Annotated in this window: 22 protein-coding genes; 17 read left to right on the top strand and 5 right to left on the bottom strand. The window is 64.8% G+C overall.

Features of this window, described 5'->3' with window-relative positions:
* Window positions 1-4: 4 nt before the first annotated feature.
* Window positions 5-427: an anti-virulence regulator CigR family protein gene (locus ACLCGK_RS17155; protein WP_013972524.1), complete on the top strand. Its 423-nt coding sequence runs from the start codon at window positions 5-7 to the stop codon at window positions 425-427.
* A gap of 378 nt (window positions 428-805) precedes the next feature.
* On the opposite strand, the gene ACLCGK_RS17150 is transcribed toward ACLCGK_RS17155, so the two are convergent.
* On the bottom strand, window positions 806-1006 hold the full coding sequence (locus tag ACLCGK_RS17150) for a hypothetical protein (RefSeq protein WP_410952514.1): 201 nt from the start codon (window positions 1004-1006) through the stop codon (window positions 806-808).
* A 161-nt stretch (window positions 1007-1167) separates the two neighbouring features.
* On the opposite strand from ACLCGK_RS17150, the gene ACLCGK_RS17145 reads away from it, so the two are divergent.
* Window positions 1168-1497, top strand: a complete 330-nt coding sequence (locus ACLCGK_RS17145; protein WP_410952513.1) for a hypothetical protein — start codon at window positions 1168-1170, stop codon at window positions 1495-1497.
* Window position 1498: 1 nt separating this feature from the next.
* Here ACLCGK_RS17145 and osmE read toward each other — a convergent pair whose 3' ends face one another.
* Together osmE and ACLCGK_RS17135 are read right to left on the bottom strand one after the other, a co-directional pair.
* Entirely contained in the window at window positions 1499-1855 is a 357-nt protein-coding gene (osmE, locus tag ACLCGK_RS17140; protein ID WP_410952512.1) for an osmotically-inducible lipoprotein OsmE, read from the bottom strand.
* 81 nt (window positions 1856-1936) lie between these two features.
* Window positions 1937-3172 carry an NADH:flavin oxidoreductase/NADH oxidase family protein gene (locus ACLCGK_RS17135; RefSeq protein WP_402909529.1) on the bottom strand — a complete coding sequence of 412 codons (1236 nt, stop codon included), beginning with the start codon at window positions 3170-3172 and terminating at the stop codon, window positions 1937-1939.
* A 111-nt stretch (window positions 3173-3283) separates the two neighbouring features.
* Between ACLCGK_RS17135 and ACLCGK_RS17130 the strand changes: the two genes are divergently transcribed.
* Window positions 3284-3703 carry a MerR family transcriptional regulator gene (locus ACLCGK_RS17130; RefSeq protein WP_085591134.1) on the top strand — a complete coding sequence of 140 codons (420 nt, stop codon included), beginning with the start codon at window positions 3284-3286 and terminating at the stop codon, window positions 3701-3703.
* A gap of 151 nt (window positions 3704-3854) precedes the next feature.
* On the opposite strand, the gene ACLCGK_RS17125 is transcribed toward ACLCGK_RS17130, so the two are convergent.
* Window positions 3855-4061 carry a hypothetical protein gene (locus tag ACLCGK_RS17125; RefSeq protein ID WP_410952511.1) on the bottom strand — a complete coding sequence of 69 codons (207 nt, stop codon included), beginning with the start codon at window positions 4059-4061 and terminating at the stop codon, window positions 3855-3857.
* 229 nt (window positions 4062-4290) lie between these two features.
* Here ACLCGK_RS17125 and ACLCGK_RS17120 point away from each other — a divergent pair, with 229 nt between their 5' ends.
* The 7 genes from ACLCGK_RS17120 (at window position 4291) to ACLCGK_RS17090 (ending at window position 10722) form a co-directional block, all read left to right on the top strand.
* Window positions 4291-5271, top strand: a complete 981-nt coding sequence (locus ACLCGK_RS17120) for a quinone oxidoreductase family protein (protein ID WP_410952510.1) — start codon at window positions 4291-4293, stop codon at window positions 5269-5271.
* A 13-nt stretch (window positions 5272-5284) separates the two neighbouring features.
* Window positions 5285-6133, top strand: coding sequence for a TauD/TfdA dioxygenase family protein (locus ACLCGK_RS17115; protein ID WP_013972530.1), 849 nt, complete (start codon window positions 5285-5287; stop codon window positions 6131-6133).
* A gap of 54 nt (window positions 6134-6187) precedes the next feature.
* Window positions 6188-7240 (top strand): 3-keto-5-aminohexanoate cleavage protein, encoded by a 1053-nt coding sequence (locus ACLCGK_RS17110; RefSeq protein WP_075045141.1) that lies wholly within the window; start codon window positions 6188-6190, stop codon window positions 7238-7240.
* Between the two features lie 188 nt (window positions 7241-7428).
* Complete coding sequence (locus ACLCGK_RS17105) at window positions 7429-8742, top strand: MFS transporter (RefSeq protein WP_024087050.1); 1314 nt, start codon at window positions 7429-7431, stop codon at window positions 8740-8742.
* Window positions 8739-9392, top strand: coding sequence for a DsbA family oxidoreductase (locus tag ACLCGK_RS17100; protein WP_196184321.1), 654 nt, complete (start codon window positions 8739-8741; stop codon window positions 9390-9392). The genes ACLCGK_RS17105 and ACLCGK_RS17100 overlap by 4 nt, the downstream gene beginning before the upstream one ends.
* Window positions 9389-9715, top strand: coding sequence for a Rieske (2Fe-2S) protein (locus ACLCGK_RS17095; RefSeq protein ID WP_039613496.1), 327 nt, complete (start codon window positions 9389-9391; stop codon window positions 9713-9715). The genes ACLCGK_RS17100 and ACLCGK_RS17095 overlap by 4 nt, the downstream gene beginning before the upstream one ends.
* Window positions 9712-10722: a YeiH family protein gene (locus ACLCGK_RS17090; RefSeq protein ID WP_023660908.1), complete on the top strand. Its 1011-nt coding sequence runs from the start codon at window positions 9712-9714 to the stop codon at window positions 10720-10722. The genes ACLCGK_RS17095 and ACLCGK_RS17090 overlap by 4 nt, the downstream gene beginning before the upstream one ends.
* Window positions 10723-10874: 152 nt before the next feature.
* Here ACLCGK_RS17090 and ACLCGK_RS17085 read toward each other — a convergent pair whose 3' ends face one another.
* Entirely contained in the window at window positions 10875-11933 is a 1059-nt protein-coding gene (locus ACLCGK_RS17085) for an AraC family transcriptional regulator (RefSeq protein WP_024087051.1), read from the bottom strand.
* A gap of 207 nt (window positions 11934-12140) precedes the next feature.
* Here ACLCGK_RS17085 and ACLCGK_RS17080 point away from each other — a divergent pair, with 207 nt between their 5' ends.
* The 7 genes from ACLCGK_RS17080 to ACLCGK_RS17050 all read left to right on the top strand — a co-directional run bounded on the left by ACLCGK_RS17080 (window position 12141) and on the right by ACLCGK_RS17050 (window position 23067).
* Window positions 12141-12719, top strand: coding sequence for an RBBP9/YdeN family alpha/beta hydrolase (locus ACLCGK_RS17080; protein ID WP_410952509.1), 579 nt, complete (start codon window positions 12141-12143; stop codon window positions 12717-12719).
* Between the two features lie 74 nt (window positions 12720-12793).
* Window positions 12794-14749, top strand: coding sequence for a DUF1302 domain-containing protein (locus tag ACLCGK_RS17075; RefSeq protein ID WP_015270236.1), 1956 nt, complete (start codon window positions 12794-12796; stop codon window positions 14747-14749).
* 38 nt (window positions 14750-14787) lie between these two features.
* The gene (locus tag ACLCGK_RS17070; RefSeq protein ID WP_039613492.1) at window positions 14788-16146 is read left to right on the top strand and encodes a DUF1329 domain-containing protein; all 1359 of its coding nucleotides are present in this window, start codon (window positions 14788-14790) and stop codon (window positions 16144-16146) included.
* 21 nt (window positions 16147-16167) lie between these two features.
* Window positions 16168-17163, top strand: a complete 996-nt coding sequence (locus ACLCGK_RS17065; protein ID WP_410952508.1) for a WD40/YVTN/BNR-like repeat-containing protein — start codon at window positions 16168-16170, stop codon at window positions 17161-17163.
* Window positions 17164-17178: 15 nt separating this feature from the next.
* Complete coding sequence (locus ACLCGK_RS17060; RefSeq protein WP_100413733.1) at window positions 17179-19644, top strand: efflux RND transporter permease subunit; 2466 nt, start codon at window positions 17179-17181, stop codon at window positions 19642-19644.
* Window positions 19637-21415 (top strand): acyl-CoA dehydrogenase C-terminal domain-containing protein, encoded by a 1779-nt coding sequence (locus ACLCGK_RS17055; protein ID WP_410952507.1) that lies wholly within the window; start codon window positions 19637-19639, stop codon window positions 21413-21415. The genes ACLCGK_RS17060 and ACLCGK_RS17055 overlap by 8 nt, the downstream gene beginning before the upstream one ends.
* An 11-nt stretch (window positions 21416-21426) precedes the next feature.
* Window positions 21427-23067 carry a fatty acid--CoA ligase gene (locus tag ACLCGK_RS17050; RefSeq protein WP_410952506.1) on the top strand — a complete coding sequence of 547 codons (1641 nt, stop codon included), beginning with the start codon at window positions 21427-21429 and terminating at the stop codon, window positions 23065-23067.
* Window positions 23068-23556 lie beyond the last annotated feature (489 nt).

Genomic DNA, 23556 nt, shown 5'->3' with positions numbered 1-23556 from the left:
AGCTATGGCAAAGCGTCGATGGGCAGTTATCGCTACCTCGATTGCGCTGGCAGTGGGGCCGGCGCTCACTTATGCCGACCCGGGTAATGGTAAAGGGCAGGGCCACGGCAAGGACAAGGGGCAGCATGGTCAAGGTCACGGGGGCTCGTATGGTGGGCCGTCGATAAACCGTGGCGATGTGCTTGGCATTCTTGACGGGCACCGCAGCTACTGGAGCGCAGGGCCGGCGCTGCCCCCGGGCATTCAGAAGAACCTGGCCCGTGGCAAACCACTGCCGCCGGGTATCGCCAAGAAGCTGGATGGCAGGCTGCTGGGGCAGTTGCCTCATTACGATGGCTATGAATGGATGCAGGCGGGTGCGGACCTGATCCTGGTGGCAGTTGCTACGGGGATCATCTACGAGGTGTTGAACGGCGCACTGGATTGACGTCAGGCGCAGGTGTCAGCGAGCGCCGTCAATTGTAGGAGCGGCATTGTGTCGCGATGGGCTGCAAAGCAGCCCCCGGCAGGCGACGCGGTGGTTGGCACCGGCTGCGCCGGTGTTCGCGGGTAAACCCGCTCCCACAGTTACAGCGCATGCTTTCGGCAGGTGGGGTCCTTGTGGGAGCGGGCATGCCCGCGAAGCAGGCGACGCGGTGGCTGGCACCGGCTACGCCGGTGTTCGCGGGCGCGCCCGCTCCCACAGGTATGGCGCATTCTTTCGGCTGATGGGGTCCCTGTGGGAGCGGGTTCACCCGCGAAGCAGGCGACGCGGTGGCTGATACCGGCTACGCCAGTGTTCTCGATAGCGCCCGTTCCTCCAAAATCAGGAGTTTTCCTGCACGTTCAGTACTGAACCCTTATCGTCCGTCGCCAGCAAGCCGCTGGAGTGGGTGCCTTCAGTTTGCAGTTCGGCGAGTGGCACATCTGTAGTACGGAAAATACTGCGACCTTGTTCACCAACCTTCAGAGAGATCAGTTTTCCATTCTGATAGAAGAATTGCATTCTGTTGGTGTTCTTTTGCATGGTTAGTGCTCCGAAGGCTATTGGCAGATGCACTTTCCCAGCCTTCACTCACCCAGGCCACTGGCAGAAATATCAGTTGCGGCCTGTGCGAGACTTTGGTTGATTGGTAAGCCATTACAACCCCCGATAGAATGCAGCGTATCCTTGATGGCTAATCGCAAATGTCTATGTTTCGTATCTTTCTCTTCGCCGTGCTGGTCACCAGTGTTGCCGGCTGCGCAACCCCAGGCAAACCCACTGCCAGCAAACTGACTCAAAAATCGCCCCAGCAATACGCCGCTTGCGTGCTACCCAAATGGCAAGCACTGGCGCCTCAAGCCACGCAGAAATCGATCGCCCACGGCTATCGGCTGACGGCACCCAGCCCCGTGGCATCCGATGATGTGCTGGACGTAGTCGATTCCCACGAGGGCAGCCGTGCGACTTTCTACAAGGGCAGCTTCCTGTCTGGCGACAAATTGCGCCAGGCAGCCAGGGAATGCCTGGACTGACTCAGTAACCCGATCCGCTAGAGCCGCCCATGCTGGGCAGGCGGGCCCTGCGCTGAGCATTGCTCCACTCGGCGCAGGTCATGAACGCGGTATTGTCCACTTTGCCTGTGCCGTCGAAACTTACGCTGTAGGGCTGCCGGTTGTCGGCCTTGGTCAGCATGTAGTCGAAACAGGTGCCGGGCACCACGGTGCGTTCGGTCTCGGCATCGGGCTTGCCGCCTACCTGCATGACTTGGTCTCTGCTCATGCCGTTGGTGACTTTCGCCACCAGCGGCTGGTCGTGGTACAGCGCGGAGTTGGACGAGCAAGCAGAAAGCGCTGCCAGTGCAAGGATCAGCGCTTGAAAGGGTTTGTTCATGGCAGTGCTCCGGTAGAGGACGCCGATGAAGGCAGGTGCTCCCAGCGCGAATGTGCGACCCCTGGCTCTGCGATCACACCATCAATCCGCTCGGCTTTTCATCATACGCCTGTACTGCCGCACCCGCAGTAGCGTGCAGCCTTGCTCCAGCAACAAGGCGCGCAAGGGCGACGCATGCGCCTTGGGCCGGCTGCCGGCCGCCAGGCGGCGCATCTGCAATTTCACCAGGGCCATGTAGGCCAGCGCGGCAAAGGCCTTGCGCTTCCAGCGAATGGGCTGCAGTTCGGCGGTTGCCGTCGGCTCGCCGTTCTGCCAGCGCCGGGGCAGGGCAGGCTCGACTGCCAACGCCGTGGCAATCCCCGCCATGGCCACACCGCTGGCCAGCACCTGCTCGACTACCGGCAACCGCCGGATACCGCCGGTGACCATCACCGGCATCTTCGCGATGGCGGCGATTTCCCGGGCAAACTCCAGGAAGTAGGCCTCGCGAGCCAGGGTGCGCCCATCGCGGGCATCACCCTGCATCGCCGGTGCCTCATAGCTGCCGCCCGACAGCTCCACCAGGTCCACCGGCAATTCATTCAGCCACAGCACTACCTGGCGCGCATCCGCCGGTTCGAAACCGCCGCGCTGGAAATCCGCCGAATTCAGTTTCACTGCCACGGCGAAACCGGGCGAAACCACTTCGCGCACGGCCTTGACCACCTCCAGCAGCAACCGCGCGCGATTTTCCAGGCTGCCACCCCAGCGATCCTGGCGCTGGTTGCTCAGTGGCGAAAGAAACTGGCTGAGCAGGTAACCGTGGGCAGCGTGGATCTGTACGCCACTGAAACCAGCTTCTTCAGCCAGCGCCGCAGTGCGGGCGAAGCGCTGGATCAACGCGCCGATCTCGGCTTCGTCCAGTGCCTTGGGCAAGGGGAACAGCTTGGACAAACCGCCCATGTCCAGAGCAATGGCCGAAGGCGCCACGGTGGGCTGGCCGAGGTTGGCCTGCATCTGCCGGCCCGGGTGGTTGATCTGCATCCAGAACTGCGCGCCGTGGGCGCGGCCGATGCGCGCCCAGTCGCGAAAACGTTGCAGTGGCTGGCTGGCATCGAGCATCACGCCACCCGGGCCGGTCATGGCGCCAGGGTCGACCATCACGTTACCGGTCAGCAACAGCCCGGCACCGCCCTCGGCCCAAGCCTGGTAAAGGCGCAGCAGCTGGTCGGAAGGGGTCTGGTCCGGGTTGGCCAGGTTTTCCTCCATCGCCGCCTTGGCGATGCGGTTGGGGATGACACTGCCATTGGGCAGGTGCAGGGGCTGGAACGGCGTCATGGCGATCTCCGCAAAGGGTTGCCACGCATCGGTTTTTGCGCGCGTGGGCTAGGTTCGGGAGAAGGCTAAGGTTAAAGTCAGCTTTAAGGTCAAGAGGGGAATGCTGCCGCAATGAAAATTGGTGAACTGGCGCGACGCACGGGGCTTAGTGCATCGCGTATCCGCTTTTACGAAGCCAGCGGACTGATTACTGCGCGGCGCCTGGGAAATGGTTATCGGGATTACCCAGAGCAGGTGGTGCGGGCGCTGGAGATCATCACCTGCGGCCAGCAGGCCGGGTTCAGCCTGGAAGAAATGCGCAAACTCACCGATGCCTCCGGGGCTGCGGCGGGTGGGCATGATCTATTGCTGGGCAGCCTCAAGCGCAAGGTGGCGGAGATCGAAGCGATGCAGCAGCGGCTGGCGCACAACCGCGCGCAGTTGCTGGCGGTTATTGCAGGCATGGAAGACAAGCCGCAGGGGATGGATTGCGAGGAGAATGCCCAGCGCCTGATTGCCGGTTGGCAGCAGGGCGAGGCCACGAACACGTAACCCCCTGTAGGAGCGGCCTTGTGTCGCGAAAGGGCCGCAAAGCGGCCCCGGCAATTTGAGTGTTGACGCTGAAATCTCGGGGGCGCTACGCACCCCTTTCGCGACACAAGGCCGCTCCCACAGGGATCGAGCAAGGCTATTGCTTGCGCAGTCAGCCTGCATCACCGCGCTTGTTCATCTGCTCGCACCGCACCTGCGCATCCGACCTGCTTGGATAGCTGGGCTTGAGCCGCTCCTTCGCTTGGTTGTCGTAAATGTCGAACCCCCCACAAACGGTAGCGGCGTAATAGCGGCTACCCACGCGGAACGACTCCTTTTCGATCGGCACAGCGGGAACGATAACGAATCTTGGTTGCATTTTTCGTGCCTCCCCAGGCAGAGACTTAAGTATTAGTCTGGCCATGGATAACCATCAAGGATACTCATGAATAAAACCTCGTTTTGTTGAACGGCAGGTCGACGCCCGTCCTGTCATCAAATGAAAACCCGCTGTCGTCCGATGCGAAGCACCCCGCACACCAAGGGCATACAGTCCAATTACCCAGAACTGACGCCATGCGTCCAGATCGATGATTGGAGAGACAAGCATGTCCAAAGTCGTACGTTTCCATCAGACCGGTGGCCCCGAGGTGCTGCGCTACGAGGACGCCGAGGTCGGCGAGCCCGGCCCGGGGCAGGTGCGCTTGCGCCAGGTGGCTGTGGGCCTGAACTACGCCGATACCTATTTCCGCAACGGCACCTACCCGATCCCGCTGCCCAACGGCATCGGCGTGGAAGCGGCCGGGGTGGTCGAGGCGCTGGGCGAGGGTGTGAACCAGGTGGCAGTCGGTGACCGGGTCACCTACACCGGCTTCCTCAACACCCTGGGCGCCTATTGCACCGAGCGCCTGATCCCTGCTGCCGCGCTGATCAAGCTGCCGGATACCATCGCCTTCGAAACCGCCGCCGCCATGACCATGCGCGGCCTGACCTCGGCCTATCTGCTGCGTCGGCTGCATGACTTCAAACCCGGCGACAGCGTGCTGCTGCATGCCGCTGCTGGCGGGGTCGGCCTGATCGTCGCGCAGTGGGCGCAGCTGCTGGGGCTTAACGTGATCGGCACGGTGTCCACCGAGGCCAAGGCCGAAGTGGCTCGCGCCCATGGCTGCAACCACGTCATCAACTACAGCGTCGAGGACGTTGCCACGCGCGTGCGTGAGCTGACCGACGGGGTGGGGGTGAACGTGGTGTTCGACAGCGTTGGCAAGAACACCTTCATGGGCTCGCTCGATTCGCTCAAGCGCCGCGGCCTGATGGTTTGCGTCGGCACGGCGTCAGGCACCATCCCGCCGTTCGACCCGCAGTTGCTGGCGATCAAGGGCTCGCTGCAGCTCACCCGCCCGGCACTGGCCGACTTCATCGCCGACCCGGCGGAAAAGGCCGACCTGGCCGGTGAGCTGTTCGATCACGTCGGCAGCGGGCGCATCCGTATCGAGATCAACCAGCACTACGCACTGCAGGATGCCGTCCAGGCCCACCGTGACCTGGAAGCGCGCAAGACCACCGGCTCGTCGATCTTCGTCATCTGAAGAGGGCAACAGCATGCACATCGAACAACTGACCTGCGCGATCGGTGCCGAGGTAAGTGGGGTCAACCTGGCCGACGCGATCCACGACGACGACCTGTTCGCCCAGCTTCGCGCGCAGTTGCTCCGGCACCGTGTGCTGTTCCTGCGCGACCAGCACTTCAGCCGCGCCGAACATGTAGCGTTCGCCCGCCGCTTCGGCGACCTGGAGGACCACCCGGTGGCCGGCAGCGACCCGGAGCATCCGGGCCTGGTACAGATCTACAAGCGCCCGGACCAGCCCAACGACCGCTATGAAAATGCCTGGCACACCGACGCCACCTGGCGCGAGGCCCCGCCGATGGGCTGTGTGCTGCGCTGCATCGAATGCCCGCCGGTGGGCGGCGACACGATGTGGGCGAACATGGTGCTGGCCTATGAAAACCTGCCAGGCGATGTGAAGGCCAAGATCGAAGGCCTGCGCGCCCGCCACAGCATCGAGGCGAGCTTTGGCGCCGCCATGCCGCTGGAAAAGCGCCTGGCGCTTAAGGCGCAGTTCCCCGATGCCGAGCACCCGGTGGTGCGCACCCACCCGGAAACCGGCGAGCAGGTGCTGTTCGTCAACGCCTTCACCACCCATTTCAGCAACTACCACACCCCGCAGCGGGTGCGCTTCGGCCAGGACGCCAACCCTGGCGCCAGCGACCTGCTGCGCTACCTCATCAGCCAGGCCTACCTGCCGGAGTACCAGGTGCGCTGGCGCTGGAAGCCCAACAGCGTGGCGATCTGGGACAACCGCAGCACACAGCATTACGCCGTCATGGACTACCCGCCGTGCCATCGCAAGATGGAGCGCGCCGGGATCAAGGGCAGCCCCACGTTCTGAGTTCGTCGCCGTCGCTGGCGGCAACCGCACAATAACAACAGCGAGGACTACAGCATGCAATTCTTCGACGATTCGTTGCACCCGGAAAACATGGAAAAGGTGGTGATCACCGTGGCCCCCTATGGCCCGGAGTGGATGCCCGAAGACTTCCCTGAAGACATTCCCCTGACCATGGACGAGCAGGTGCAGAAGGCTGTCGACTGCTACGAGGCAGGTGCCACCGTACTGCACCTGCACGTGCGCGAACTGGACGGCAAGGGCTCCAAGCGCCTGTCCAAGTTCAACGAGCTGATCGCCGGGGTGCGCGAAGCGGTGCCGGACATGATCATCCAGGTTGGCGGATCGATTTCCTTCGCCCCGGAAAGCGAGGGCGAGGCGGCCAAGTGGCTGTCGGACGACACCCGGCACATGCTCGCCGAGCTGACGCCGCGCCCCGACCAGGTGACCGTGGCCATCAACACCACGCAGATGAACATCATGGAGTTGCTGTACCCCGAGTACCTGGAAGGCACCTCGCTGGCCAGCCCGGCGATTCATGCCGCCTACAGCGAAATGACCGTGCCGGCCGGCCCGGCCTGGGTCCGCGAGCACCTGCGCCGCCTGCAGGCCAGCAACATCCAGCCGCATTTCCAGCTGACCGGCATGCATGCCCTGGAGACGCTCGAGCGCATCGTGCGTCGCGGTGACTACATGGGCCCGCTGAACCTGACCTGGATCGGCATCGGCGGCGGTTTCGACGGCCCCAACCCGTTCAACTTCTTCAACTTCATCCACCGCGCGCCGGACGGCTGCACCCTGACCGCCGAATCGTTGCTGAAGAACGTGCTGCCGTTCAACACCATGGCCCTGGCCATGGGCTTGCACCCACGCTGCGGTAACGAAGACACCATCATCGACCAGCATGGCAAGCGCTTCACCTCGGTGCAGCAGATCCAGCAGACCGTGCGTGTGGCCCATGAGCTGGGCCGCGAGATTGCCAGCGGCAAGGAAGCACGCGCCATCTACCGCATCGGGCAGCAGTACGACAGCATCGAGCAGACCCTCGAGGCCAACGGCATGGCGCCGAATCGCCAGCCGGGTGTGAAGGGCGTGCCGCAGCGCGGCTGATGCTGGTACGGCAGGCCTGGCCTCTTCGCGGGCATGCCCGCTCCCACAGGTGCGGCATTGGCCCAAAGGTCGACGCAGTCCCTGTGGGAGCGGGCGAGCCCGCGAAGAGGCCCGCAAAAGCAACATGAATGTTGGCTGTAGTCCATAACAACAAGAACAACCTCACGCCCCGCACCCAAGGAGGCAACATGGCCACCTATCTCGCCAGTGCCGAAGATTCCGGCACCGACACCGCCCACAGCGTCCCTCGGCGTTATGCCTGGGTGGTCTTCGCCCTGACCTTTGGCCTGTTGATCTCCGACTACATGTCGCGCCAGGTGCTCAATGCGGTTTTCCCGCTGCTCAAGGGCGAATGGGCATTGAGCGACAGCCAGCTCGGCCTGCTCAGCGGTATCGTCGCGCTGATGGTCGGCCTGCTGACCTTCCCGCTGTCGCTGCTGGCCGACCGCTTCGGCCGGGTGCGCAGCCTGGTGCTGATGGCAGTACTGTGGAGCCTGGCCACCCTCGGCTGCGCCCTGGCGGAAAACTACCCGCAAATGTTCGTCGCGCGGTTTCTGGTGGGGGTGGGCGAGGCTGCCTACGGCAGTGTCGGCATCGCCGTGGTGGTCGCCGTGTTCCCCCGCGATATGCGCTCGACCCTGGCCGGCGCGTTCATGGCCGGTGGCATGTTCGGCTCGGTGCTGGGCATGGCCCTGGGCGGTGTACTGGCCCAGCACCTGGGCTGGCGCTGGGCATTCGCCGGCATGGCGCTGTTCGGCCTGGTGCTGGCGATGCTGTACCCGATTATCGTCAAGGAGGCGCGTATTGCGCCTCGATGCGCGCAGCAGTCGCAAGGCAAGGCCAGCCGCCCGCTGCGCACCCTGTACAGCAGCCGTTCGGTCATAGCGGCATACGTCGGCAGCGGGCTGCAGCTGTTCGTCGGCGGCACCGTGATCGTGTGGATGCCAAGCTACCTGAACCGCTATTACGCCATGGGCACCGACCGCGCCGGGGCGATTGCCGCAGTCATCGTGCTGTGCAGCGGCATCGGCATGATCCTCTGCGCCATGCTCTGCGACCGCCTCGGGCGGCAGCGCCCGGACCGCAAGATCAGCCTTGCCATCGCCTACTGCCTGGGCAGTTGCGCGCTGTTGTCCATCGCCTTCGCACTACCGGCCGGCACCGCCCAACTGGTACTGATCTGCCTGGGCATGATGATCGCCGCCGGCACCAACGGCCCGTCCAGTGCCATGGTCGCCAACCTCACCCACGCCTCGGTGCACGGCACCGCGTTTGCCACCCTGACCCTGGCCAACAACCTGTTGGGCCTGGCGACCGGGCCGCTGATCACCGGGCGCGTTTCCGACCTGATCGGCTTGCATGCCGCCTTCCAGCTGGTACCGCTGATGAGCATCGGCGCGGCGGCAGTGTTTTTCCTTGCCAAACGTCATTACCACCGCGACATGGAGCGTCTGCATGCACCGGCAGGCGACGCTGCCGCACCCCGGGAGTTGAAACCGTGAAACAGCTGTTGTCCGTCGAAGTGTTCTTCGATTTCGTCTGCCCCTGGTGCCTGATTGGCCAGCGACACCTGCAGGCCGCGCTCTTGCACTTGCAGCGCGAACAGCCGCAAGTGCAGGTACAACTGCAATGGCGAGGTGTGCAGTTGTTGCCTGGCTTGCCAGCCAGTGGCGTGCCGTTCCATGCCTTCTATCTGCAACGCCTGGGCAGCGAGGAAGCGGTACGTGAGCGCCAGGCCCAGGTGCGCGCCGCTGCCCGCGTGGTGGGCGAGGACATCGACTTCTCGCGTATTCGCCGCATGCCCAACACCGGCAATGCCCATCGGCTGCTGCAACGTGCTGCTCAGTTGCTCCAAGCAGGGCAACTGGAAGCCTTGCTGGCACAGCTGTTCATCGCCTATTTCCACCAGGGCCGCGACCTGGGGGATAGCCGCACCTTGCTCGACATCGCCCAATGTTGCGGGCTGGAAACCGTGCAGGTTGTCGACTGCCTGCGTGACGACGGCAGCCCGTTCCTCGATGGGGCAGGGCGCGCCGGCAGTGCAGTGCCTCGTTTTCGTTTCAATCAAGGGCCGCTCATTGCAGGTGCGCAGCCTGCCGAGGTGCTGTATGCGGCCATGACCGAAGCGCTGCAAGAGGTCGAGAGGGCATGACCCGGCGCATTGCATTGGCCCCCCATCAGGTGCCGGAACGTGACGGCCGTGTGCTGTTGGCCTGCGAAGGGCGCAGCGTGGCGCTGTTCAACGTTGCCGACTCGCTCTATGCCATTGACGACAGCTGCCCGCACCAGGGCGCGTCGTTGTGTGGCGGCCGGCTGGAAGGCCGTGTCATCCAGTGCTGCGCGCATGGCCTGCGCTTTGACCTGGCCAGCGGCTACCTGGTCAATTCCAGGGCCTTGAAGGTTGCCAGCTACCCGGTCGAGCAGCAGGGCGGGCAGGTTTACATCGTGTTTGACTGTGAGGAAGCGGGGCAATGAATACACTGGCACTTGGCGCTACCCATCAGCGTATCCGCACCCTCGCCCCGGGGGTGGTGGTCAGCCTTATCGTCGGTGCGGCCGCCAGTTTCCTCAGTGAGCATTACGCGGCGCCGGTCATGCTGTTTGCCTTGTTACTGGGGATGGCGCTGAACTTTCTCGCGGTCGATGGCCCCTGCAAAGCCGGTATCGAATTTACCGCCCGCACGGTACTGCGCCTGGGCGTGGCGTTACTTGGCATGCGCATCACCCTGGACCAGATCGCCAGCCTGGGCTGGAAGCCCGTGGCCCTGGTCGTGACCCTGGTGGTGGTGACCATCCTGGTTTCGGTGGTGGTGGCCAAGGCGCTGGGTTTTTCACGGCTGTTTGGCATGCTCACCGGCGGTGCCACGGCCATTTGCGGTGCCTCGGCGGCGCTGGCGCTGGCAGCTGCCTTGCCCCAGCACCCGCGCAAGGAGCATGCAACGCTGTTTACCGTGATCGGCGTGTCGGCGCTGTCGACCCTGGCGATGATCCTGTACCCGATGATTGCCCAGTGGCTGCACCTGTCCCCAGCCCAGGCCGGGGTGTTCCTCGGTGCGACCATCCACGACGTGGCGCAGGTGGTGGGCGCGGGCTACAGCATGTCTACCGAGACCGGCGACATCGCCACCGTGGTCAAGCTGATGCGGGTGGCCATGCTGTTGCCGGTCATTGTCTGCGCGGCCATGATCACCCGGCGCCAGGGCCTCGAAGCAGGCGGGCAGCGGCCGCCCTTGTTGCCATGGTTCGCGGTCGGCTTCCTGCTGCTGGCGTGCGTCAACAGCACAGGCTGGGTACCCGCCGCGGTGCAAGGCGGTATCAACGACCTGTCGCGCGGCTGCCTGGTGGTGGCGATCAGTGCCCTGGGCATGAAAACCCAACTCAAGGCGCTGGCCTCGGTCGGGGTGAAACCCATTGCGCTGATGGTGGGGGAGAGCGTGTTTCTTGTGCTTTTGGTGCTGGCGTTGATGCACTGGGGCCTCTAGAAAGTGACCGTAGGTGACAACACTCCGCGGCGCCTGCTTCGCGGGCATGCCCGCTCCCACAGGGCTCGCGCTGGGTCGAGGGTTTGTGACATACCTGTTCTGGCCTCATCGCCGGCAAGCCAGCTCCCACAGGGATAGCGCATGGCTTGAGGTCAATACGGTCGAGGTGGGAGCTGGCTTGCCGGCGATGGGCTGCATGGCAGCCCCAATGGGTCAGCCCGCTGTGCCCGCCAACTGGCCGGCGGCATGCCGAACTGGGCGATAAACCAGCGGGTGAACGAACTGGGCATCGAATAACCCAGCATGTCGGCGATACGCCCCAGCGAATAGCCGGGGTTTTCCAGGTAGCGCATCACCAGGTCACGGCGCACGCTGTTGATCAGGTCCTTGAAGGTCAACCCGCTTTCTTCCAGGCGCCGCTGCAGGGTGCGCACGTTCATGCCCTGGGTCTGTGCCACCTGTTCGATGGTGGCGCGGCCCATGGGCAGCAGCAGGTAGATGGTCTTGCGCAACTCCAGCTCCAGGGACGGCGTGCCGCCCGCCGGCAGGCTGTCCAGATAGCGCTGCGCCAGGCGCGCCATGGCCTCGTTGGCCTGCGGGCTGGCGCTGTCGAGGTCGGCGGCCGGGCAGACAATACCGTTGAACTCGCTGCCGAACACCAGCGTGCAGCCGAAAATGCGCCGGTGGGTGGCCAGGTCGGCGGGAGGCGCGTGGGTGAAGTTGGCGCTGATCGGGTGCCAATGCGCACCTAGCAGCGCCGCGCACAGGCGCATCATCACGCCGATGGCCAGCTCGGTGGCCTGGCGGCTGCAGGGCGCGCGTTCGTTGATCACCTCCTCACGGATGACCACGGTCTTGCCGGCTTCCTCGATATGAATGGCCAGGGCGTCATTGAGCAAGTGACGGTACTGCACGATCACCTGCAGTGCATCACGCAGGGTGCGTTGGTGGCTGAGCAACAGGCTTATTTCGCCGAAGTCCGACAGTTGCCGCAACTCGGCCATGCGCAGGCCGAAGCTTTCGCAGCGGGTGGCGCTGGCGGAGGCTTCCAGCAAAGCGATGACGCTGGCAACCGGAATACGCCGATTGGGGTCTTCGAGCAACGCGGCGCTGAGGCCAACCTGTGCCAACAGCGCATGGGGATTGAGGCCCAGGTGGCGGGACACCTCAAGGTAATTGGTCAAGCTGGCGGCACGGACTAGGGCAGGCATCTTTGGTTGTTTTCCATGCGGTTTCTTGTTGTTGGGTATGCCGACATGCGTTTTGTGTTTTATAGCCTGCGTGTCATGAATTGAAAAGCAAAGCCCTGTCTTGGCCATTGTCATCAAATGAAAAGCCCCTGACGCCCAATGTGAAGCACCCGGTGGGTGGGCTGTTTACTGTGAACCTCAAGAGCTACACCGCACACGAGGTTCACCGTGGAAAAACTGCAAACCACTGCCACCGTGCTGATCGTCCCCGGCCTGCGCGACCATGTCGCCGAACACTGGCAGACCCTGCTCGCAGGCCGCCTGGCCAAGGTGCGCAGCGTACCGCCGCTGCAGGTCGACGGCCTGAGCTGCACAGCCCGGGTCGAGGCGATCCAGCGCGAGCTGGACCAGATCGAGGGTGACGTGATTCTGGTGGCGCACAGCGCTGGCGTGCTGATGGTCGCCCACTGGGCGGCGCGCTACCGGCGGCCGATCAAGGGTGCATTGCTGGCGGCGCCGCCCGACCTGACCGCGCCATGGCCGGCCCACTACCCAAGCCCGGCCAGCCTGGCCGAGCACGGCTGGTCGCCATTGCCCCAGGCGCCGCTGCCGTTCCCCAGCATTGTCGCGGCCAGCAGCAACGACCACCTGGCCAGCTTTGCCGCAGCCAGCGCCCTGGCCCATGGCTGGGGTAGCGAACTGGTCGCACTGGGGGCCGTCGGCCACCTCAACCCGGCCTCCGGCTTCGGCCCCTGGCCGCAGGCCGAGGCCTTCATCCAGCGACTGGACCAGCCCAACCTGCAATAGCGCATGGACGCCCCAGCCACGCTCGCAAAAGACGGGCGGCGAAAAAAACAATAACAATACGTGGAGCCATCGTAATGCCAGAACACCGCATTTACCGTGCTGTGAAACCACAGCGCTGCCTGCTTGCCTGCGCCATCGGCCTGCTCACGCTGCCCGCCGCCCAGGCGTTCGAAGTCGATACCGGTAATGAAAACTGGGCCGTGCGCTTCGACAACACCGTCAAGTACAACTACGGCGTACGCACCGAAAGCGCCGACAAGCGCATGCTGGGCACGCCCAACAGCAACGACGGTGACTACAACTTCCGCAAGGCCGGCACCAACATCACCAACCGGGTCGACCTGCTGACCGAACTGGATGTGGTCTACCAAGGCAACACCGGCTTCCGCGTCAGCACCGCCAGCTGGTACGACAAGGCCTATGACAACACCGGCTCCAACAGCAACCCGTTCGTCAACGGCAACGGTGACCAGTCCGGCATCAACCCCAGCCTCAATGGCCTGCCTGGCACTGGTGTGCCGCTGGGCAGCCCGCACCTGAGCAACTACGCCCAGCGTTACTACAGCGGCCCGTCCGGTGAAGTGCTGGATGCCTTCGTGTTCTTCAGCCGTGAAGTCGGCGAGGCCTCGCAGGTCAGCGCCAAGTTGGGCCAGCACAACCTGTTCTGGGGTGAAACCCTGCTCAACCCGGTGCACTCGTTGAGCTACGGCCAGTCTGGCCTCGACCTGGCCAAGCTGGCCGCCTCGCCGGGCACCGAGGCCAAGGAGCTGTTCGTGCCGCGCAACCAGCTGTCGACCTCGTTCCTGGTCAACTCCGAACTGACCCTGGGCGCCCAGTACTTCTTCGACTGGGACGCCGCCCGCCTGCCCGAAGCCGGTACCTACTATGGCGGCTCGGATGTGGTAGGCGAGGGCGCCCAAAGCTTCCTGCTCGGCCACACCGGCACCCCGGGGCTGATCCCGGTGCGCGGCGCGCTGACCACCATCCGCCGTGGCCACGACCTCAAACCGGGCAAGAGCGGCGACTGGGGCATCATGGCCAAGTGGTCGCCGGAGTGGCTGGGCGGCACTCTCGGTTTCTACTACCGCAAGACCTCCGAGATCCTCCCGCAGGCCTGGCTCGACGCGCGCGGCATGACCGTCGCCAACGGCCCGTTCGGCAACCCGCCGGGCAGCCGCCAAGGTGCAGTCGGCAACCTGTACAACTCGCTGCAAAGCACTACCTACCAGTTCGCCTATTCCGACGACATCGACATCTATGGCCTGAGCCTGTCCAAGGATGTGGGCGGCATCAGTGTCGGCAGTGACCTCAACATTCGCCACAACATGCCGCTGGCGAGCATCCCGGCAATCGTCAGCGCCCCCGGGCAGGGTGGCCTAGGCGGCGGCTTCGGCCTGCTTCCGGCACGCCTGCCCAGCAGCGGGGTGATCTACGACGTACCCAAGGATGGCGACGGCCTGAGCGCCACCGGCGACACCCTGCACTGGACCTTGAACGGCCTGATGACCATTGGCGATACGCCGCTGTTCGATTCGGCAACCCTGCTTGGCGAGCTGTTCTACAGCAACCTGCTCAAGCTCGATAGCCACAACGAGGCCTTGTACAAGGGCAAGAGCAGCTACCGCGGCATCGACAAGGCCACCCGCGACAACTGGGGCATCGCGGTCAACTTCACCCCCACCTGGTACCAGGTGCTGCCGGGCATGGACCTGAGCATGCCGCTGTCGGTCAACGTCGGCCTCGACGGCGTGTCGCCGGTGCAGGGTGGTGGCGCCGAGAACACCGGCAACTATGCGGTGGGCGTGAGCGCCGCGATCTACAACCAGTACTTCGTCGACCTCAAGTACGTCGACAGTTTCGGTGAGACCAAGGCCTGCAAGGACGGCCAGACCGACGGCAGCACCCCCAACGCCCTGGACGGCGAACAGGATTACACCTGCTACGGCGGCGGCTACGCCTCCTTCTCCGGCGGTGGTGCCACCACCGAGGACCGTGGCGCCCTTTACCTGACCGTCAAGACGACCTTCTGAGTCATGTTTCCTACAGCCTACACAGGAAGACAACCATCATGAATTTCGTACGTACCCTGCTGGCCTCGTGCCTGTCGCTGGCCGCCCTGAATGCTGCCCAGGCCGCCGTTTCCACTGACCAGGCCGCGCGCCTGGGCACCAGCCTGACCGCCATCGGCGCGGAAAAGGCCGGCAATGCCGATGGCTCCATCCCGGCCTACCAGGGCGGCCTGCTGACGCCGCCAGCCAGCTACCAGAGCGGCGCCAGCATGCGCCCCGACCCGTTCGCCAGCGACAAGCCGCTGCTGGTCATCGATGGCAAGAACGCCGAGCAGTACAAGGGCCAGCTGACTGCCACCACCCTGGAACTGCTCAAGCGCTACCCCAGCTACCGCGTCGATGTATACCCGACCCACCGTAGCGTGGCGCTGCCGCAAGCGGTACTGGACAACACCCGCAAGAACGCCACTGCCGCCAACAGCAAGGAGGGCGGTACGGCGGTGGACAACGTGCTGCCGGGTATCCCGTTCCCCATTCCGCAGAACGGCGCCGAGGCCATGTGGAACTTCCTGCTGCGCTATCAGGGCGTGAGCATGACTGCCAAGTACGACTCTTGGAACGTCGACGCTGCCGGCAAGCCATCGCTGTCGACCACCGGCCAGGCCAATATCAGCTACCCGATCTACGAGGACATGACCAAGCCGATCGGTGCCAAGGACACCTACTACCAGATGAAACTGGTGTACACCGGGCCCGCACGCCGTGCCGGCGAAGCGATGATGCTGCGTGATGCCGCCAACCCGCTGGTGCAGCCACGCAGCGCCTGGCAGTACCTGCCGGGCCAGCGCCGGGTCAAGCTGGCACCGAACCTCGCCTACGACACGCCCAACCCGGGCACTTCGGGTTCGGGTACCTACGATGACGTGTTCGTCTTCAACGGTGCGCTGGACCGCTACGACTGGACCCTGGTCGGCAAGCAGGAAATGTACGTGCCGTACAACACCTACCAGCTGACCTACAACACCGACGTCAAGCAGGTGATCACCCCCAATCACCTGGCGCCACAGTTCGTGCGTTGGGAGAAGCACCGGGTGTGGGTGGTGGAAGGCAAGCTCAAGGACGGTGCGCGCCATATCTATCACAAGCGCCGCTTCTACCTCGACGAAGACAGCTGGATCGCCCTGGCCTCGGACCAGTACGACGCCCGTGGCCAGCTGTACCGCGGCTCGTTCGCCTTCCTCACCCAGAGCTATGACAAGCAGACCCCGGACGCCACGCCGTTCATGATCTACGACCTGATCGGCGGCACCTATAACCTCAATGGCGTGGTCGGTGCCTACGGCGGCATCCGCTATATCGACCCACTGTCGAAAACCCAGTGGTCGCCCGAGTCGCTGGCCGGCAACGGCATTCGCTGAACGCACGGAGCAGAGGTGGCAATGTCTGTCTTCAAACGATGCAGCGTGGTAGTTCTGGCTTTGGCCGCGCTGCAGGGCGCGGCCCAGGCTGCGCACTTCACCGATGTGCTGGACCTGCCCGCCAGGCCCAGCGCCCTGGTCGCCAGCAGCGCCTTGCGCGATGTCACCCTGGCCGGCCAGCGCCTGGTCGCGGTGGGCCCGCGAGGGCACATCCTGTACTCCGACGATCACGGCGCGCACTGGCAGCAGGCCCAGGTGCCGGTCAGCGCCGACCTGAATGCCGTGAGCTTCGCCACGCCCGAACTGGGCTGGGCGGTTGGCCACGATGGCGTGGTGCTGCACAGCCGCGATGGCGGCGTGCACTGGCAGAAGCAGCTGGATGGCCGGGCACTGGCCGAACAACTGCCCGGCACGGGTAGCGACAATGCCTTGCTCGACGTGTGGTTCAGCGATGCCCGCAATGGCTATGCGGTCGGCGTGTTCAACCTGCTGTTGCGCACCGTTGATGGCGGCGAGCACTGGCAGCCCTGGCTCGACCACAGCGACAACCCGCAAGGCCTGCACCTGACCAGCCTGGCCGCGGTGGGTGACGAGCTGTACATCACCGGCGAGCAAGGCCTGCTGCTGAAGCAGGACGGTGAGCGCTTCAGCCGTGTCGAGACACCCTACGCCGGCACACTGTTCGGTGCTGTCGGCAAGCCTGGCGTACTGCTGGTCTACGGCCTGCGTGGGCATGCCTACCGCAGCACCGATGGCGGCCGGCAGTGGCAACCGGTCAGCACGGGTGTGAACACCAGCCTCACCGCCGCCGGTGTCGACCGTGACGGCCAGCTGTGGCTGGCCAGCCAGGCTGGCGACCTGCTGCTCAGCCGGGATGATGGCGCCAGCTTCAGCCCGGTGCCGCAAAGCGCCCGTGGCCCGGTGACCGCGCTCGCCACCGATACCGGCAACGGCCTGGTACTGGTCGGCGAGCGGGGCGTGCGCAACCAGCCCGGTAACCCCACGCTGCACCCATAACAAGAGAAGACCCTGATGGCCGCTACCCGCCAAGACACCCTGCCGGTAATCCGCAACCTCGACGATTTCGACCCACGCTCGGGCAATTGCCTGGAGCGCCTGGTGTTCAACCATCGCCTGCCGTTCCTGCTGTGCATGCTATTGGCGACCCTGGTGCTGGGCTACATGGCGCTGACCCGCCTGGAGCTGCGCCCCAGTTTCGACAAGATGCTGCCGCAGAGCCACCCCTACATCCAGAACTACCTGGAAAACCGCCCATCACTGCGTGGCCTGGGCAACGCGGTGCGGGTGGTGGTGGAGAACACCCAGGGCGACATCTTCGACCCGGGCTACCTGCAGACCCTGCGCCACATCAACGACGAGCTGTTCCTCAGCCAGGGCGTGGACCGGGCCTGGGTGAAATCGCTGTGGAGCCCGGCAGTGCGCTGGACCGAGGTGACCGAGGAGGGCTTCCAGGGTGGCCCGGTGATGCCCGACGGCTACCAGGGCGCTGCGGGTGACATCGAGCAGCTGCGGCAGAACATCGAGCGCGCCAACATTGTCGGCAGCCTGGTGGCGCGCGACTTCAAATCGAGCATGCTGGTCGTGCCGCTGCTCGACCAGGATTCGGCTACCGGCAAAGGCCTCGACTACCACGCCTTCTCGCAGAAGCTCGAACAACTGCGCAGCCAGTACCAGGCCAGCGGCCAGTACCGCATCCATGTGATCGGCTTCGCCAAGCTGATGGGCGACCTGATCGACGGGCTGATCCAGGTGATGGCGTTCTTCGCCCTGGCGGTGCTGACCAGCCTGCTGATCATCTACTGCTACACCCGTTGCGTGCGCAGCACCCTGCTGGTGGTGCTGTGTTCGCTGACTGCGGTGGTGTGGCAGCTGGGCATCGTCGCCTGGCTGGGCTACGCCATCGATCCGTATTCGATCCTGGTGCCATTCCTGATCTTTGCCATCGGCGTATCCCACGCGGCGCAGAAGATGAACGGCATCCTTCAGGACATCGGCCGTGGCACCCACCGTCAGGTGGCAGCGCGCTATACCTTCCGCCGCCTGTTCGTGGCCGGGGTGACTGCATTGCTGGCCGATGCGGTGGGCTTTGCCGTGCTGATGCTGATCGACATCCCGGTGATCCAGGACCTGGCGATCACCGCCAGCATCGGCGTGGCGGTGCTTATCTTCACCTCGCTGCTGCTGATGCCGGTGGCGCTGTCTTATGTTGGTGTTGGCCGCAAGGCTGCCGAGCGGGCCCTGCATATCGACGCCCGCGCAGCCCAGCACCGAGGTTTCGGCCGGCTGTGGGACCTGCTCGACCGCTTTACCGAACGCAAATGGGCCAGCGTCGCAGTGCTGGTGGCGCTGGCCCTGGGCGCCCTTGGCATCTGGGGCAGCCTGCAACTGAAAATCGGCGACCTCGACAGCGGTGCCCCCGAACTGCGCGCCGACTCCCGCTACAACCTCGACAACGCCTACATCACCCAGCACTATGCGCTGTCCAGCGACACCTTCGCGGTCATGGTCAAGACCGCGCCAGAAGGCTGCCTGCAATACCAGACGCTGGTGCTTGCCGACCGCCTGGCCTGGGAGCTACAGCAATTGCCGGGTGTGCAGACCACCGTGTCGCTGGCCAATGCCGTGCGCCAGATCACCGCCGGCACCTATGAAGGCAACCCGCGCCTGAACAGCCTGCAGCGCAACCAGGACGTGCTCAACTACGCCGCCCAGCAGGCCTCGGTCAACGCCCCCGAGTTGTTCAACAACGACTGCTCGCTGATGCCGGTAATCGCCTACCTCAAGGACCACCGTGCCGATACCCTGGCCCAGGTGGCCGCCGTGGCCGAGCGTTTTGCCCAGGCCAACAGCAGCGCCGAACAGCAGTTCCTGCTGGCCGCCGGCAGCGCCGGCATCGAGGCTGCCACCAACGTGGTGGTCCGCGAGGCCAACCACCGCATGCTGTTGCTGGTGTACCTGGCGGTCACGCTGTTCTGCCTGTTCACATTCCGTAGCTGGCGCGCGACGCTGGTGGCGATCCTGCCGCTGATGCTCACCTCGGTGCTGTGCGAAGCGCTGATGGTAGCCATGGGCATTGGCGTCAAGGTCGCCACCTTGCCGGTGATCGCCCTGGGCGTAGGTATTGGCGTGGACTACGCGCTGTACCTGCTCAGCGTGCAACTGCACTACCAGCGCGCCGGGTTGAGCCTGGCCCAGGCCTACCAGAAAGCCGTGGCCTTCACCGGCCGGGTGGTCGGGCTGGTCGGCATTACCCTGGCGGCCGGTGTGGTCGGCTGGGCCTGGTCGCCGATCAAGTTCCAGGCCGACATGGGCCTGCTGCTGACCTTCATGTTCCTGTGGAACATGCTCGGTGCGCTGGTGTTGATCCCCGCGTTGTCGCATTTCCTCCTGCGTGGCCAGGCCGCCCCGGCGCCTGCCGAGGCCCCGGCCACGTCGCTTCCGCAAACCCAAGAAACCGAGTGTTCGCCTCATGTCTGATTACCTTCCGCCACTGCGCGACATGGATTTTCTGTTCAACGAAGTGTTCGACATCCCGGCCTGGTGGGCGCAAACGCCCGCGCTGGCCGAGCAGGTCGATGGCGACACAGCCCGGGCCGTGCTCGAACAGGCCGGCCGGCTGATTGCCGAGGTGGTGGCGCCGCTCAACCGCAGTGGCGACGAGCAGGGTTGCCGCTGGGAGGCGGGCCAGGTACACACCCCCGATGGCTTCGCAGATGCCTACCGGGCATTTGCCGCGGATGGCTGGGTGGGTGTGGCCGGTGCCCCGGAATATGGGGGCATGGGCATGCCGAAAGTGATCGGTGCCCAGCTCGAAGAAATGCTCAATGCCGCCAACCTGTCGTTCGGCCTGTACCCGATGCTGACCGCCGGGGCCTGCCTGGCGCTGCTCAACCATGCCAGCGAACCGTTGAAGGCGCTGTACCTGCCGCCCATGTACCAAGGGCGCTGGACCGGTTCGATGTGCCTGACCGAGCCGCACGCTGGCACCGACCTGGGCCTGATTCGCACCCGCGCCGAGCCGGTTGCCGATGGCCGCTACCGCATCAGCGGGACCAAGATCTTCATCACTGGCGGTGAGCAGGACCTGACCGAGAACATCATCCACCTGGTGCTGGCGCGGCTGCCGGATGCGCCCGCCGGGCCCAAGGGCATCTCGCTGTTCCTGGTGCCCAAGGTGCTGGTTGACGCCGACGGCGTGCTGGGCGAGGCCAATGCGGTGAGTTGCGGGTCGATCGAGCACAAGATGGGCATCAAGGCCTCGGCCACCTGCGTGATGAACTTCGACGGTGCAATCGGCTATCTGGTCGGCGAACCGAACAAGGGCCTCAACGCGATGTTCACCATGATGAACTACGAGCGCCTTGGTGTAGGAATCCAGGGCCTGGCCCTGGGCGAACGCTCCTACCAGGGCGCCATTGCCTATGCCCGTGATCGCCAGCAGGGCCGTGCGCCGACGGGTGCCGAAGCGCCGGGGCAAGCCGCTGACCCGATCGTCGTCCACCCGGATGTGCGGCGCATGCTGCTGACCATGAAAGCGCTGAACGAAGGCGGGCGGGCCTTCTCTACCTATGTGGCACTGCAGCTGGACCTGGCCAAATACAGCGAGGCCCCGGTCGCACGCGCCCAGGCCGAGGCCAAGGTGGCATTGCTCACGCCAGTGGCCAAGGCCTTCCTCACCGACATGGGACTGGAAACCACCGTGCACGGTCAGCAGGTGCTGGGCGGTCATGGCTATATCCGCGAATGGGGCCAGGAGCAGTTGATCCGCGACTGCCGCATCACCCAGATCTACGAAGGCACCAATGGCATCCAGGCCCTCGACCTGGTGGGGCGTAAACTGTTTGCCGATGGCGGCCAGGCCTATCGATGCGTGTCCGACGAAATTACTGCCTTTGTCGAGACGCTGCCCGCGGCGTGCGCGGAACTCGGCGCGCCGCTGCTGGCTGCCGTGCGCAACCTCGACGAGCTGACCGCCTGGTTGCTCGATCGGGCACAGGGCAACCCGCGTGAGCTGGGCGCCGCGGCGGTGGAGTACCTGCAGGTGTTTGGCTACACCTTCTACGCCTACCTGTGGGCACGCATGGCCGTGGTTTGCCAGTGTCACGCGGCTCCCGAGCCGTTCCACCTGAGCAAGCTGGGCACCGCGCGTTTCTACTTTGCCCGCCTGCTGCCACGCATTCATTCGCTGACCGCCAGTGTAAGGGCCGGTAGCGACAGCCTGTACCTGCTCGAGGCCGGGCAACTGTGAAGGCCGCCGACATGATCACCACTCGCATCATGCCTGCGGCAGAGCAGGCCTACGCCTATCCGCTGCTGATCAAGCGCCTGCTACTGTCGGGCGTGCGCTACCAGCCCAACCAGGAAATCGTATACGCCGACAAGCTGCGCTACACCTACACCACGCTGCTCGAACGCATCCAGCGGCTGGCCAATGTGCTGACCGCCGCCGGGGTCAAGCCTGGCGACACCGTGGCCTTGCTCGACTGGGACAGCCATCGGGCCCTTGAATGCTTCTTCGCCGTACCGATGCTGGGTGCGGTGCTGCACACGGTAAACGTACGGCTGTCCACCGAGCAGGTGCGCTACACCATGAACCATGCCGAGGACCGCCTGGTACTGGTGCATGACGACTTCCTGCCGTTGATGGCGCAACTGCGCGATGACTTGCCGACGGTCGAGGGTTTCATTCGCCTCGGCGAAGGCGGCCCGGCAACGCAAGATGTGCCGTTGCTGGGTGAGTACGAAGCGCTGCTGGCGGCTGCCGAGCCACAGTTCGACTTCGCCGATTTCGACGAGCACTCGCTGGCCACGCTGTTCTACACCAGCGGTACCACCGGCAACCCCAAGGGCGTGTACTTCAGCCACCGGCAACTGGTGCTGCATACCCTGGTCGAGCAGGGCACCCTGGCTGCCTGCGGCGAGGTGCCGCTGCTGCGCAGCGGCGACGTGTACATGCCCATTACGCCGATGTTCCATGTGCATGCCTGGGGCGTGCCCTATGTGGCCACGGCACTGGGCATCAAGCAGGTCTACCCGGGGCGCTACGAGCCCAACCGCCTGGTGCGCTTGTACCGTGACGAGGGCGTGACGTTCTCCCATTGCGTGCCCACGGTGCTGCAGATGATGCTCGACAGCGAGGAAGGGCGCCGCGCCGACCTGACCGGTTGGAAGATGCTGCTGGGCGGCAGCGCCCTGACCCTGGGCCTGGCGCAGCGTGCCAGCGAGCGCGGCATCAGCGTGCATTGTGGCTACGGCATGTCGGAAAGCTGCCCGCTGCTCAGCATCACCCACCTGAGCGCCGAGCTGCTGGCACTGCCCATGGCGCAACAGTTGCCGCTGCGTATCGATGCCGGCGTGCCGATTGCCCTGGTGGACCTGCGCATCGTCGACGCTGAAGGCATTGATGTGCCCCGCGACGGAGAAAGCCTGGGTGAAATCGTGGTGCGTGCACCGTGGCTGACCCAGGGCTATCTGCACGAACCGGAGCAGGGTGCCGCGTTGTGGCTGGGGGGCTGGATGCATACTGGCGACCTGGCCTGCATCGACCCTGCGGGTGTGGTGCGCATTCGTGACCGGATCAAGGATGTGATCAAGACCGGAGGCGAGTGGGTCAGCTCGGTGGCGCTGGAAAACCTGATCAGCCAGCACCCGGCTGTCGCATCGGTGGCAGTGATCGGCATCCCGGACCCGCAGTGGGGTGAGCAACCCTTGGCCTTGGTGGTCCGTTGTGACGGCATGCAATTCGACCAGGCGGCATTGGCAGGGCATCTGCAGCCGTTTGTCGACAGCGGGCACCTGAACAAATGGGCGATACCGCGGCAGTTGCGTTGCGTGGAGGAGATCCCCAAGACCAGCGTTGGCAAAATCGACAAGAAGCGGATTCGCCAGGTATTTCTCTGAATGCAGGCAGGGCCCGGCTGATGGGGGCCCTGAGGGAGCGGGCATGCCCGCGAAGCAGGCGACGCGGTGGATGGCACCGGCTGCGCCGGTGTTCGCGGGTAAACCCGCTCCTACAGGTACGGCGCATTCCTTCAGCTGGTGGGGTCCCTGTGGGAGCGGGCATGCCCGCGAAGCAGGCGACGCGGAGGATGGCACCGGCTACGCCGGTGTTCGCGGGCGCGCCCGCTCCTACAGGTACGGCGCATTCCTTCAGCTGGTGGGGGCCCTGTGGGAGCGGGCATGCCCGCGAAGCAGGCGACGCGGTGGATGGCACCGGCTGCGCCGGTGTTCGCGGGTAAACCCGCTCCTACAGGTATGGCGTATTCCTTCAGCTGGTGGGGCCCCTGTGGGAGCGGGTTCACCCGCGAAGCAGGCGACGCGGTGGAGGGCACTCTGGTCCGGGCAATATGCCGACGCCGATGTTCCGCTTGCGTGATTGCCTGAGCAAGA

The organism is Pseudomonas sp. S1(2024), assembly GCF_046557535.1.
Note: the sequence above shows the minus strand (reverse complement) of the source record. Positions and strands in the feature narration are given on the sequence as shown.